This window comes from Nocardioides sp. CF8 (genome assembly GCF_000389985.1).
Classification (GTDB): domain Bacteria; phylum Actinomycetota; class Actinomycetes; order Propionibacteriales; family Nocardioidaceae; genus Nocardioides; species Nocardioides allogilvus.
Genome location: NZ_CM001852.1, coordinates 1028258 through 1040599, shown reverse-complemented (window position 1 = coordinate 1040599; position 12342 = coordinate 1028258). Strand labels below are relative to the sequence as shown.

General features: G+C 69.4%; 13 protein-coding genes. 4 read left to right on the top strand and 9 right to left on the bottom strand.

Annotation, left to right across the window (positions count from 1 at the left end; genetic code table 11):
- The 5 genes from CF8_RS05150 to CF8_RS05130 all read right to left on the bottom strand — a co-directional run.
- A partial coding sequence (locus CF8_RS05150; RefSeq protein WP_036490287.1) for a ribose-5-phosphate isomerase occupies positions 1 to 427 on the bottom strand: 427 nt, incomplete at its 3' end.
- Between the two features lie 30 nt (positions 428 to 457).
- On the bottom strand, positions 458 to 1321 hold the full coding sequence (locus CF8_RS05145) for an alpha/beta hydrolase (protein WP_010832075.1): 864 nt from the start codon (positions 1319 to 1321) through the stop codon (positions 458 to 460).
- A gap of 215 nt (positions 1322 to 1536) precedes the next feature.
- Positions 1537 to 2010 carry a GNAT family N-acetyltransferase gene (locus tag CF8_RS05140; RefSeq protein WP_010832074.1) on the bottom strand — a complete coding sequence of 158 codons (474 nt, stop codon included), beginning with the start codon at positions 2008 to 2010 and terminating at the stop codon, positions 1537 to 1539.
- Positions 2003 to 3802 (bottom strand): methionine--tRNA ligase, encoded by a 1800-nt coding sequence (gene metG, locus CF8_RS05135; protein ID WP_036490285.1) that lies wholly within the window; start codon positions 3800 to 3802, stop codon positions 2003 to 2005. The genes CF8_RS05140 and metG overlap by 8 nt, the downstream gene beginning before the upstream one ends.
- Before the next feature lie 46 nt (positions 3803 to 3848).
- Positions 3849 to 4448, bottom strand: coding sequence for a mycothiol-dependent nitroreductase Rv2466c family protein (locus CF8_RS05130; RefSeq protein ID WP_010832072.1), 600 nt, complete (start codon positions 4446 to 4448; stop codon positions 3849 to 3851).
- Between the two features lie 61 nt (positions 4449 to 4509).
- Here CF8_RS05130 and pepN point away from each other — a divergent pair, with 61 nt between their 5' ends.
- Positions 4510 to 7050, top strand: a complete 2541-nt coding sequence (gene pepN / locus CF8_RS05125) for an aminopeptidase N (RefSeq protein ID WP_036490283.1) — start codon at positions 4510 to 4512, stop codon at positions 7048 to 7050.
- Positions 7051 to 7136: 86 nt separating this feature from the next.
- Here pepN and CF8_RS05120 read toward each other — a convergent pair whose 3' ends face one another.
- Complete coding sequence (locus CF8_RS05120; protein ID WP_010832070.1) at positions 7137 to 7529, bottom strand: DUF5130 family protein; 393 nt, start codon at positions 7527 to 7529, stop codon at positions 7137 to 7139.
- Positions 7507 to 7869 carry a hypothetical protein gene (locus CF8_RS22355; protein ID WP_010832069.1) on the bottom strand — a complete coding sequence of 121 codons (363 nt, stop codon included), beginning with the start codon at positions 7867 to 7869 and terminating at the stop codon, positions 7507 to 7509. The genes CF8_RS05120 and CF8_RS22355 overlap by 23 nt, the downstream gene beginning before the upstream one ends.
- Before the next feature lie 125 nt (positions 7870 to 7994).
- Here CF8_RS22355 and CF8_RS05110 point away from each other — a divergent pair, with 125 nt between their 5' ends.
- Positions 7995 to 9014: a mechanosensitive ion channel family protein gene (locus CF8_RS05110; protein ID WP_010832068.1), complete on the top strand. Its 1020-nt coding sequence runs from the start codon at positions 7995 to 7997 to the stop codon at positions 9012 to 9014.
- Between the two features lie 38 nt (positions 9015 to 9052).
- On the opposite strand, the gene CF8_RS05105 is transcribed toward CF8_RS05110, so the two are convergent.
- Positions 9053 to 9475 (bottom strand): OsmC family protein, encoded by a 423-nt coding sequence (locus CF8_RS05105; RefSeq protein ID WP_010832067.1) that lies wholly within the window; start codon positions 9473 to 9475, stop codon positions 9053 to 9055.
- Between the two features lie 91 nt (positions 9476 to 9566).
- Between CF8_RS05105 and CF8_RS05100 the strand changes: the two genes are divergently transcribed.
- A complete protein-coding gene (locus tag CF8_RS05100) occupies positions 9567 to 9941 on the top strand; it encodes a globin (RefSeq protein ID WP_010832066.1) in 375 nt (124 codons plus the stop codon).
- A 3-nt stretch (positions 9942 to 9944) separates the two neighbouring features.
- Here CF8_RS05100 and CF8_RS05095 read toward each other — a convergent pair whose 3' ends face one another.
- Positions 9945 to 10811 carry an acyl-CoA thioesterase gene (locus CF8_RS05095; RefSeq protein WP_036490281.1) on the bottom strand — a complete coding sequence of 289 codons (867 nt, stop codon included), beginning with the start codon at positions 10809 to 10811 and terminating at the stop codon, positions 9945 to 9947.
- Between the two features lie 230 nt (positions 10812 to 11041).
- Between CF8_RS05095 and CF8_RS05090 the strand changes: the two genes are divergently transcribed.
- On the top strand, positions 11042 to 12256 hold the full coding sequence (locus tag CF8_RS05090) for an acetyl-CoA C-acetyltransferase (protein WP_010832064.1): 1215 nt from the start codon (positions 11042 to 11044) through the stop codon (positions 12254 to 12256).
- Positions 12257 to 12342 lie beyond the last annotated feature (86 nt).

Genomic DNA, 12342 nt, shown 5'->3' with positions numbered 1-12342 from the left:
TGCGACGCACGTGCCGTTCGTCGGCGCTGAACGGGGTTGCGAGGAAGACCTCGACGAAGCGGGTCATGTCCTCGACCGAGTGCATCCGGCCGCCGACTGACACGACGTTGGCGTCGTTGTGCTCGCGCGCGAGCACGGCCGTCTCCTCGGACCAGACCAGCGCACAGCGGATGCCCTCGACCTTGTTGGCGGCCATCTGCTCGCCGTTGCCGGAACCACCGATGACGACGCCGAAGCTGTCCAGGCCCTCGGCCCGGTCGGCGGCGACGCCCTCGCCCGCCCGCAGGCAGAAGACGGGGTAGTCGTCGACCGCGTCATAGACGAAGGGCCCGTGGTCGACCGGCTCGAAGCCGTTGTCGACCAACCAGGTCATCAGGTGGTCCTTGAGTTCGAGGCCGGCGTGGTCGGAGCCGAGGTGTACGCGCATGGCGCCATTGTCTCAGGCCCCGGCGCGGCCTCACGCCAGGTGCTGGGCGATGAACGCGGCGCCCTGGCGCAGCAGCGGCTCGGACGCCGCGAACTGCGGGTGCCGCCAGAAGCCGTGGTTCTGGCCGAGGCAGCGCACCGCCACCGTCTCGACGCCCGTCTCCGCGATCCGGCGCGCGAGCTCCTCGCCCTCGTCGCGGAGGGGGTCGAACTCCGCGGTCGCGACGAACGTCGGCGGGAGCGTGTGCAGGTTGGTGGCGTTCAACGGCGCCAGGTCGGGGTGCGACCACTCGCTGCGGTCGGCGTACTGCTCCCAGAACCAGGCGGCGTCCGCGCGGTCGAAGCCGATCCCCTCGAGGTCGTAGGACGCGAAGCTCGCCGTCGGGTCGAGGAAGGGATAGATCAGGACGAGCGCCCGGAACCGTCCCGGGTTGCGCAGCACCCCCACGAGCGCGAGGTTGGCGCCGGCCGAGTCGCCGTGCATCGCCCACGGTCCCGGCAGGCCCGCTTGCTCCAGCCACGTGAGGACCGTGTCGATGTCGTCGGTCGCGGCGGGGAACTTGTGCTCCGGCGGCTTGCGGTAGCCGATGCTCAGGACCCGCCTGCGGGCACGGTTGGCCAGACGCCGGCACACGCCGTCGTGCACGTCGATGTCGTTGAGGACGAACCCGCCGCCGTGCAGGTGCACGATCACCCCGTCCTCGGGGTCGGCGGGCGTGAACAGCCGGCACGGCACCCCGTCGGCGTCCACGTCCTTCGCCTCGGCGACCTCCTCGCGCGGCTGCGCGAGGTTGAAGAGTCGGACCTTCTCCCGGTGGGCCGCCAGGTCGAACCCCTCGGCGCTCAGGTCGGGCGACGTGTCGGCCGCGACAGCGGCCCGGATCTCGGGATACATGGCTCCATCCTGCCCGGCCGGAAGATGGCGGTATCCGCCAGTCACTCAGTGGCTGCCGGACACCGCTGTCATGTTCGCGTCCTGCGGGTCAAGCGCGCCTCGAGGCGTCGAGCGCCAACGCGACGGCCCCATCCGCTGGTTGAGCAGTGACGAGCGCAGCGAGGAACGTCTCGAAACCAAGCAAACTGGCCTCGAGGCGCGCAGGGCGCGCATGCTCAACCGGCGGCGGACAGCTGCTTCTCGAACCACCAGCCGGCATCGGGGTTGCCGTTGTAGTCCTCGATCTCGACGTAGCCGCTGGCGCGGTAGAGCCCCACAGCCGGCGCCATGTCGCGCCCGGTGTCGAGCCGCGCGATGCGCGCGCCGAGGTCGACACCGGCGCCCTCGAGCGCGGTCAGCAGGCGCCGGGCCAGGCCCGCTCCGCGCGCCGACGGGTCGACGTACATCCTCTTGATCTCGCAGACCTCGGGCGACAGCAGGCGCACGCCACCGCAGGCAACGGCGTCCTCACCGCGCCAGCCGACCAGCCACGCACCGAGGGGCGGTGCGAGCTGCGAAGGCGTGACGCCACCGGCCCAGCCGTGGTTGAGGGTGACGCCGAGCGAGACGAGCTCGGCTTCGTACGCCGCCAGCAGCACCACCGACTCGGGCGAGTCGGCAGCCGCGGACCGCAGCGTGATCTCAGGCAAGCCGGGCGAGCTCTTCCTCGATGATCGACGGGTCGAGCTTGGTGAAGATCGGCGTCGGCTTCTCGACCGTGGCGCCCACCTTGACCGACCGGGACTTCCAGGCGGGCGTCGCCGAGTAGTCGCCGGTGATGACGGGGTAGGACGTGAGGCCGGCACCGTTGTCGGGCTCGAGCTCGTCGACCTGCTCGATGCGCGGCATCGGGACGAACTCGCCCTCGCCACCCAGGGCGAGGTGCACCTTGTTGGCGGCATGGGGCAGGAACGGCGCCAGCAAGGTGTTGCAGTCGCTGACGCACTGGGCCGTGACGTGCAGGACGGTGGAGAGGCGCTCGCGCTGCGACTCGTCCTTCATCTTGAAGGGCTCGGTCGCGGTGATGTACTTGTTCACCTCGCCGACGACGCGCATGGCCTCGGCCGTGGCGGCGCGCAGCCGGTGGCGTCCGAGCAGGTCACCCACCGTGTCGAAGCCGGTGCGCACCGCGGCGAGCACCTCCTCGTCGATCGCCTCGAGGGTGTACGCCGCCGGGATCTCGCCGAAGCTCTTGGCGATCATCGTCGCGGTGCGGTTGACGAGGTTGCCCCAGCCCGCGACCAGCTCGGAGTTGTTCCGGGTCACGAACTCGGCCCAGGTGAAGGCGGCGTCGGAGGTCTCGGGACCGGCGGCGCAGATGAAGTAGCGCAGCGGGTCGGGGCCGTAGCGGGCCAGGAAGTCGCCGACGTACAGCACGTGTCCGCGCGACGTGGAGAACTGCTGGTCGCCCATCGTGAGGTATTCCGAGGACACGACCTCGGTGGGCAGGTTGAGCGTGCCGTACTGACCCGCTTCCCCGCCGCGCGAGCCCTCGCCGTTGTAGGCCAGCAGCTCGGCCGGCCAGATCTGGGAGTGGAAGACGATGTTGTCCTTGCCCATGAAGTAGTAGGACAAGGCCTCCGGGTCGTTCCACCACGCACGCCACGCCTCGGGGTCGCCCGAGCGCCGGGCCCACTCGATGGAGGCGGAGAGGTAGCCGATGACTGCGTCGAACCACACGTAGAGACGCTTGGTCGGCTGGTCCTCCCAGCCGGGCACCGGGATGCCCCAGTCGATGTCGCGCGTCATCGCGCGCGGCCTGATCTCCTTGAGGATGTTCTGGCTGAACTTGATGACGTTGGGACGCCAGTGCCCCTCGTCCTCACGCGCGTCCAACCACACCTTGAGGGCGTCGGCGAGCGCGGGCAGGTCGAGCAGGAAGTGCTGCGTGTCGACGAAGCTCGGCGTCTCCCCGTTGATCTTCGAGCGGGGATCGATCAGCTCGGTCGCGTCCAGCTGGTTGCCGCAGTTGTCGCACTGGTCGCCGCGCGCGTCGGCGTACCCACAGATCGGGCAGGTGCCCTCGATGTAGCGGTCGGGAAGGGTGCGGCCCGTGGACGGGCTGATCGCGGCCTGCATGGTCTGCTCGACCATGTAGCCGTTGGCCAGCACCGTGCGGAACATCTCCTGCACGACGCCGTAGTGGTTGCCGGTCGTGGTGCGCGTGAAGAGGTCGTAGGACAGGCCGAGGTCGGCGAGGTCGGTGACGATGACGGCGTTGTTCTTGTCCGCGAGGTCCTTGGCGCTGACGCCCTCCTTGTCGGCCGTCACCAGGATCGGGGTGCCGTGCTCGTCGGTGCCCGAGACCATGAGCACGTCGTGACCGGCCATCCGCATGTACCGACTGAAGACGTCGGAGGGCACGCCGAAACCGGCCACGTGGCCGATGTGGCGCGGGCCATTGGCATACGGCCAGGCAACTGCGGAGAGGACATGGGTCATGGGGGGAATCCTAGTGAGCGCCCGCCACGTCGCTGCACCGCACCGATCAGCTGAAGTCGAGGTCTCCGGTGCGCGTGCGCTTGAGCTCGAAGAAGTAGGGGAACTTCGCGACCGCGACGGTGCCGTCCCACAGGTCGAGGGCGTCCTGGCCCCGCGGGATCTTGCTCAGCACGGGACCGAAGAAGGCAGCGCCCTCGATGTGGATCGTCGGTGTGCCGACGTCGTCGCCGACGGCGTCCATGCCCGCGTGGTGCGACTTCGCGACCGCGGCGTCCAGCGACTCGTCATCCATCGCGTCGACGAGGTCGGCGTCCATGCCGGCCTCGGCCAGCGCGGCGACGACCATCTCGCGATCGAGCGCGGCTCCCTGGTTGTGGATGCGGCTGCCCATGGCGGTGTAGAGGTCGAGGAGTCGCTCGTTGCCGTGGCGCTCCTCGGCCGCGATGCAGACCCGCACCGGGCCCCACGCGGGCTCGAGCATCGTGCGGTAGTCCTCGGGGATGTCGCGGTCCTTGTTGAGGTAGGCGAGCGACATCACGTGCCAGGTCACGTCGACGTCACGCTGCTGCTCCACCTCGAGGATCCACCGGGAGGTGATCCAGGCGAAGGGGCACAACGGGTCGAACCAGAAGTCTGCTTGGGTCATGTCAGCCCCAACCACGCAGCCCACAATCCATTCCCACGATGCGGGTGGCAGGATGCCGAACATGCCTGGAACCAACCTCACCCGGGACGAAGCCGCCACCCGCGCCGCTCTCCTGGACGTCACGTCGTACACCATCGACCTCGACCTCACCACTGGCGAACAGACCTTCGCCTCGACCACCACCGTCGCCTTCACGAGCCGGGAGATCGGTGCCGAGACCTTCGCCGACCTCGACGGCGCGACGGTCCGCGAGATCACCCTCAACGGTCGCATCCTCGACGTCGCCGTGGCGTACGCCGACAGCCGGATCACGCTCGACGACCTGCAGGCCGACAACACGCTCGTCGTGACGGCCGACTGCCCCTACTCCAACACCGGCGAGGGACTGCACCGCTTCGTCGACCCCGCCGACGACCGCGTCTACCTCTACAGCCAGTTCGAGGTGCCCGACGCGCGCCGTGTCTTCACCACCTTCGAGCAGCCCGACCTCAAGTCCGTCTTCACCTTCAACGTCACCGCCCCCAGCCACTGGAAGGTCGTCTCGACCGCGCCGACCCCCGAGCCGACGGACCTCGGCGACGGCAAGGCCGTGTGGAACTTCCCTGTCACCGAGCGGATGTCGACCTACATCACCGCCGTCGTCGCCGGTGAGTACCACGAGGTCCTCGACACCTACGAGGGCAAGTTCGGCACCATCCCGCTGGGCCACTACTGCCGCCAGTCGCTGGTGGAGCACATGGACACCGACGTGCTCGTCGAGCTCACCAAGCAGAGCTTCGAGTTCTTCGAGGAGAAGTTCGACTACCCCTACCCGTTCCACAAGTACGACCAGCTCTACGTCCCCGAGTACAACATGGGCGCGATGGAGAACGCCGGCTGCGTGACCCTGCGCGACGAGTACCTCCCCCGCTCTCGCCAGCCGCGCTCGTTCTTCGAGTTCCGCGCCTCCGTGATCACCCACGAGATGGCGCACATGTGGTTCGGCGACCTCGTCACCATGAAGTGGTGGGACGACCTCTGGCTCAACGAGTCCTTCGCCGAGTGGGCCTGCTACTGGTGCGAGGCCGAGGCGACCGAGTACACCGATGCGTGGACCGGCTTCGCCAACGCTCGCAAGCAGACCGGCTACCGCGCCGACCAGCTGCCCTCCACACACCCGATCGCGGCCGACAACGTCGACCTGCACGCGGTCGAGGTCAACTTCGACATGATCACCTACGCCAAGGGCGCCTCGGTGCTCAAGCAGCTCGTGGCGTGGGTCGGCCTGGACGCCTTCGTCGAGGGCATCCGGCAGTACTTCAAGGACCACGCCTTCGGCAACACCGAGTTCTCCGACCTGCTCGCCGCGCTCGAGAAGTCGTCGGGCCGCGAGCTCGACAGCTGGGCCACCGAGTGGCTCCAGACCGCCGGCGTCAACACCCTCGCGCCCGTCTTCGAGCTCGACGCCGACGGCAGCTACTCGTCGTTCTCCATCGCGCAGAGCGCCCATGAGGACTGGCCGACGCTGCGTCGCCACCGCCTCGGGATCGGTCTGTACGACGACGTCGACGGCCGCCTCGTGCGGCGCGACTACCTCGAGGTCGACGTGGAGGGCGCCACCACGTCGGTGGCGGAGCTCGTCGGGAAGGCGCAGCCGGCCCTGCTCCTGCTCAACGACGAGGACCACGCCTACGCCAAGATCCGCCTCGACGAGCGCTCGCTCGCCACGGTGATCGACGGCCTGGCCAGGGTCGAGGACTCGCTGGCCCGCGCCCTCGTCTGGGGTGCCGCCTGGGACATGACCCGTGACGCGGAGATGGCCGCGACCGACTGGGTCCGTCTCGTGCTCGCCAACATCGGCTCCGAGACCGACGCCTGGGGGGTCACCCGCATCCCCGCGATGGCCGCCACCGCCGTCAACCGCTACACCGACCCGGCCAGGCGCGAGGCGCTCAAGGCCGAGTGGGAGCAGGGCATGCGGCAGCTGATGCTCGATGCCGAGCCCGGCAGCGACCAGCAGCTCACCTTCGCCCGCACATACTTCGGCGCGGCCCGCAGCGACGCGGCCCTCGACGAGCTCGTGGCGATCCTCGACGGCTCCTTCGTCGTCGAGGGCCTCGCCGTCGACCAGGACATCCGCTGGGGCCTGATCACCGCCCTGTCGCGTGCGGGCCGGTTCGACGACGCGGAGATCGACGCCGAGCTGTCCCGCGACAAGACGATCGAGGGCAAGGAGAAGGCGGCCGCAGCCCGCGTCGCCCAGCCCACGGCCGAGGCCAAGGCCGCTGGCTGGGACGCGATCCTCGACCCGGCCACCGCCAACGAGACGTCCCGGGAGATGGTGTTCTCGATCTTCCGCGCCGACCAGGACGAGCTCGTGGCGCCGTACGTCGAGAAGTTCCTGACCGCCGCGGACACCGTCATCGACACGCTCGGGTTCCACAAGGCGTCGGTCGTCCTCGAGTACGGCTTCCCGCTGGCCGTCGGCTCTCCCGAGGTCGTGGCCCGTCTCGACGAGTGGCTGGCCGACAACAGCGCCCCGAAGGGTGCGGTCCGCTTCGTGGGCGAGGCCCGCGCGGACATCGTCCGGGCCCTCGCGGCGCAGGAGCGCGACGCGCAGTAGCCAGAGTCCCCGCGTGGGGAACGAAGAACGGGCCCAGCTGAAGCTGGCGCCCGTTCTTCGTTCCCCACGCGGGGACTCGGCTTGCGTCAGGAGCCGACGTGCAGGGTGTTCTGCGGGCGAGCGTGCTCGGCGAGCATCGCGATGCCGCGCTTGAGGCCGCCGACGAAGTCGTTCGCGGCGAAGTCGGTCTGGATGGCGAGGACCGAGAGCTCGACCTCGCGGTCGGTGAGGTGGCGACGCACCTCGGGGCCGGTCACGACCTCGATCACCCGGGCGGTGGGGTCCACCATCACCAGGATGCTCCGGTTGGGAGCGACGAGCGAGGCGTGCAGGCGTCGCGCGTAGACGCGCGAGTCACCCTCGGCGCCGCCGATGAAGACGGAGAACTCAAAGCGGCACGACTGCTCAGCGGCGCGGATGGCCTTGTCGAGGTCGGCGCGCTCACGCGAGCTCAGGTCACCAGCTGCCACGAGCTCCACCAGTCTCGCTCGCCTCGGTGTCACCGGCTGCGAGCTCCTTGGCGCCCGGACGCGGGCCGCCGAGCCACTGGCTCTCGACGCCACCGCTGGTGGGCGAGAGGTCCTCACCGCGCACGAGCGCGGGGACGTAGACCGCCAGGGCGATCAGGAGGAACAGCAGCAGCGGGACGCCACCGAGCAACAGCAGCGCCTGCAGGACGTCGACGTCGTCGGGGTTGCTCCAGCCCTCGGCCACGTCCGCATGGGCCGGGGCGACGAGCAGTGCAAGCCCCAGCGCGACGAGCGGGAGGCTGGCGCGGGCGGCGAACCGGGCAGTGGCGGAGGGCGCGAACGTGATCACGGGAGACACGATATCGGCTTCCGTTCCACAGCCCACGTCGCGGCCGTCGTCGACTCGCTCACACCTTCAGCGGGAGCGCGGCCGGGCGCCTTGGGTTCGGGGCAGAAGTCGCCATACTGGCGGGCATGCTCTCGCTCTCCGACCCCTGTGCCGAAGACGAAGCCATCTGCGACTGGGTCTACACCGAGACCGGGAACCAGGGGCTCGCCACGATCTCCGACTGGTTCGTCGGCGTGCCGCTCGCCCTCCTGGGGCTGGCCCTGCTGGGGCTGGCCGTCCGCTGGGTGCTGCACCGACTGATCGACCGTCTCGTGAAGCGTGCCGAGTCAGGCATGCTCACCGGGCACGTCGGCCGGCTCTCGTTCGGGCAGCGCATGAACGCCGCCCTCGCTCGTGCCGAGGCTGCCGGCGCCAGCCGCCGCGTGCAGCGCGCGCAGACGATCGGCAGCCTGCTCAAGAGCATCGTGACCGGCGTGGTGATCGCCGTCATCGTCACCATGATGCTCAGCGAGCTCGGCGCCAACATCGGCCCGGTGATCGCCAGCGCCGGCATCATCGGAGTCGCCCTCGGCTTCGGCGCCCAGAGCCTGGTCAAGGACTTCCTGTCCGGCATCTTCATGATCTTCGAGGACCAGTACGGCGTCGGTGACGTCGTCGACCTCGGCGAGGCGAGCGGCACCGTCGAGGCGGTCAGCCTGCGCGTCACCAGGCTCCGCGACGTCAACGGCACGGTCTGGTACGTCCGCAACGGCGAGATCATCCGCGTCGGCAACATGAGCCAGAACTGGGCACGCACCGTCCTCGACATCGCTGTCGGGTACGCCGAGGACCTGGCCCACGTCCGGCGGGTGCTGCAGGAGGTGGCGCACGAGCTCTGGGAGGACGAGGACTTCAAGGGACTCGTCATCGAGGAGCCCGAGGTCTGGGGCGTCGAGCAGCTGGGGATCGACGGGGTGACCGTCCGGGTCACGTTGAAGACCGCTCCGATGGAGCAGTGGGCCGTCGCGCGGGCGATGCGCGAGCGGATCAAGGCCCGCTTCGACCACGAGGGCATCGAGATGCCGTTCCCGCAGCGGGTCGTCTGGCACCGGGAGCGTCCCGAGGCAGCGGCGGCGGGCGACGTACCGCCCGGAAATGGCGACTGACCCGCCCCCAGGTGCAGGGCGGGTCAGCGGAAACCGGATCAGGCGAGTGCTGCGTCCAGCGTGATCGGGACGGAGAGCGCCTGCGAGACGGGGCAGCCCGCCTTGGCCTCCTCCGCGAGCGCGACGAACTTGTCGTTGTCGATGCCCTCGACGACGCCACGCACGGTCAGCGTGATGCCGGTGATGCCGGTGCCGGGGGTGAAGTCGACGGCCGCGGTGGTGTCGAGCGACGTCGCCGGGGTCTCGTTCTTGGCGAGGCCGTTGGAGAATGCCATCGAGAAGCACGAGGAGTGCGCGGCGGCGATCAGCTCCTCGGGGCTGGTCTTGCCGTTGGGCTCCTCGGCGCGCGCGGGCCAGGACACGTCGTAGGTGCCGAGGCCCGAGGACTCGAGGGTGACCTTGCCGGCGCCCTCGAAGAGGGTGCCTTCCCAGTGGGTGCTCGCAGTGCGGGTGGTGGGCATGAGTGCTCCTTGCTGGTCGGGACAGAGTCTGCGGCCCGAGTCTTCCACGCCCGCCCGATCGGTGCGTCTGCCCGCACGACACAATGGACGGGTGAGCACCTTCTACGACGAGATCGGCGGCGAGGCGACCATTCGCCAGATCGTGCACACGTTCTATGAGGGCGTCGCGCAGGACGAGCTGCTGCGACCGCTCTATCCCGAGGAGGACCTCGGACCTGCCGAGGAGCGCTTCGCCCTGTTCCTCATCCAGTACTGGGGCGGCCCCACGACCTACGGCGACCAGCGCGGCCACCCGCGCCTGCGCATGCGGCACGCGCCGTTCGCCGTGACGCCCGAGGCGGCGCAGCGCTGGCTGGTGCACTTCCGCGAGGGCCTCGACCGGGCCGACCTCACGCCCGAGCAGGACGAGCAGTTCTGGGGCTATGTCACCCACGCGGCGCAGTTCATGGTCAACACGCTCGCGTGATGCTCAGGCGCTGACGACCGCCAGCATCGCTTCGCGGTAGGCCGTCGGCGGCTCGATCGAGCGCTGTGTCGCGGAGTCGAAGCAGACCAGCACGACGCGGGCCCTCGACAGCAAGGTCTCGCCGTCGCGGATCTCGGACTCGATCGTGAACGACTTGGAACCCACGTGCGTGATGCGCGAGTGGACGTCGTAGGGCTCGAGCCGGAACAGGATCGGCACCTTGTAGTCGACGTCGGTCTGGGCCACCACGACATGGAAGTCGCCGGCGCCGGGAAGGTCGCGCCCGAGGCGCTCCATCAGCGGGATCCGCGCCTCCTGGAAGTACTCGAAGTACTTCACGTTGTTGACGTGGCCGTAGACGTCCACGTCGGAGAAGCGCACGTGCAGCGGGTAGTGACCGGGCGCCCAGGGCGTCACCGGCTCGATCTTCGGCGACGCCGGCAGCGGCTCCTCGAGGAAGACGGCCAAGGTCTCCTTCTCCTCCGCGCTCAGCCGCCGCGGACGCTCGGTCGCGAAGACGTACGGCGTGAGGACGGTGCTGGCACGGAGGTGGACCACGCGACCCTCGGGCGTCTCGTCGAAGATCTCGTAGGCCATGGTGAAGCTGGCGGCGCGGATCTCGGTGACCCAGCACTCGATGCTGATGGGACGGAACCGGAAGACGAGAGGCGCGCGGTAGGTCACCTCGTGCCGGACCACGACCACGCCCTCGACCAGCCCGTCGCCCGTCCGCCCGCTCAGCGCCGGGCCGTGGCTGCGCATCATGTCGACGCGCGCTTCCTGGAGGTAGTCCACGTAGACGACGTTGTTGACGTGACCCAGCAGGTCGAGGTCGGCCCAACGCATCGGGCACTGATAGAGGTGACGCACGCGTCGATGCTCTCAGAGCGCCGCCACGCGGGTGATCAGTGGGCGCCGAGCAGGCTGCCGTAGTAGGTGGGGATCGGCGCGCGAGCTTCGTTGGGCGACAGCATGGGGCTGTTGGTGGGCTCGTTGGTCGAGGACCGTCCGGCTACCTGAGACTGGCGGTGCGCTCGTGCCGGGGCCACCACTAGGGTGAAACAGGCATCCCCACCAGACTTGAGAATCGGAGTTCTTCCATGCCCGAGGCAGTGATCGTTTCCGTCGCACGCTCCCCCATCGGCCGCGCGAACAAGGGGTCCCTCAAGGACTTCCGGCCCGACGACCTGACGGCGTTCATCGTCAAGACGGCGCTCGACAAGATCCCGGCTCTCGACCGCAAGACCGTCGACGACCTCTACCTCGGGTGCGGCCTGCCCGGCGGCGAGATGGGCAACAACATGGGTCGCATCGTCAACGTCCTCAACGACATGGACGAGGTCCCGGGCGCGACCATCACCCGCTACTGCGCCTCCTCCGTGCAGACCACCCGGATGGCCTTCCACGCCATCAAGGCCGGCGAGGGTGACATCTTCATCTCGGCCGGGGTCGAGACCGTCTCGCGCTTCGCGAAGGGCACCTCCGACCACATCCCCGGCACCCGCAACGAGGTCTTCACCGACGCCGAGGCCCGCACGGCCAAGCTCGCCGAGGGCGGGCAGGACTGGCGCGACCCCCGCGAGGACGGCGCGCTGCCCGACGCCTACATCGCGATGGGCCAGACGGCCGAGAACGTCGCGCGGATGCGCGGGCTCGACCGCAAGGAGCTCGACGAGTTCGCGGTCCGCTCGCAGAACCTTGCCGAGAAGGCCATCAACGACGGCTTCTGGTCGCGTGAGATCACCCCCGTCACCACGCCCGACGGCACCGTCGTCTCGGCCGACGACGGTCCCCGCGCCGGTGTCACCTACGACGCGCTGGCCGGGCTCCAGCCCGTGTTCCGCCCCGACGGCGTGGTCACGGCCGGCAACTGCTGCGCCCTCAACGACGGCGCCGCCGCTGTCGTGATCATGTCGGACACCAAGGCCGCCGAGCTCGGCCTCAAGCCGCTCGCCCGCATCGTCTCCACCGGCGTCTCCGGCCTCTCCCCCGAGATCATGGGCCTCGGCCCGGTCGAGGCGACCAAGCGCGCGCTGGCCAACGCCAACATGAGCATCGGCGACATCGACCTGGTCGAGATCAACGAGGCCTTCGCCGCGCAGGTCGTGCCGTCCTACCAGGACCTCGGCATCGACCTCGACCGGCTCAACGTCAACGGTGGCGCGATCGCCGTCGGTCACCCCTTCGGCATGACCGGCGCCCGCCTGCAGAACACGCTCATCAACTCGCTGGAGTGGCACGACAAGAGCACCGGCCTGATCACGATGTGCGTCGGCGGCGGCCAGGGCATGGCCCTGATCCTCGAGCGCCTCTGAGCCGAACGGTGTGCAGGACCCGCGGACCGCGACGCAACACACCCGTCGCGGTCCGCGGGTTCCTGCGCCAACTCCCGGCCTCGGTG

Bases quoted from the DNA above. Each gene is read 5' to 3' on its own strand.
- CF8_RS05145 (WP_010832075.1), bottom strand. From the start codon at position 1,321: ATGTATCCCGAGATCCGGGCCGCTGTCGCGGCCGACACGTCGCCCGAC.
- metG (WP_036490285.1), bottom strand. From the start codon at position 3,802: ATGACCCATGTCCTCTCCGCAGTTGCCTGGCCGTATGCCAATGGCCCG.
- CF8_RS05130 (WP_010832072.1), bottom strand. From the start codon at position 4,448: ATGACCCAAGCAGACTTCTGGTTCGACCCGTTGTGCCCCTTCGCCTGG.
- pepN (WP_036490283.1), top strand. From the start codon at position 4,510: ATGCCTGGAACCAACCTCACCCGGGACGAAGCCGCCACCCGCGCCGCT.
- CF8_RS05110 (WP_010832068.1), top strand. From the start codon at position 7,995: ATGCTCTCGCTCTCCGACCCCTGTGCCGAAGACGAAGCCATCTGCGAC.
- CF8_RS05105 (WP_010832067.1), bottom strand. From the start codon at position 9,475: ATGCCCACCACCCGCACTGCGAGCACCCACTGGGAAGGCACCCTCTTC.
- CF8_RS05090 (WP_010832064.1), top strand. From the start codon at position 11,042: ATGCCCGAGGCAGTGATCGTTTCCGTCGCACGCTCCCCCATCGGCCGC.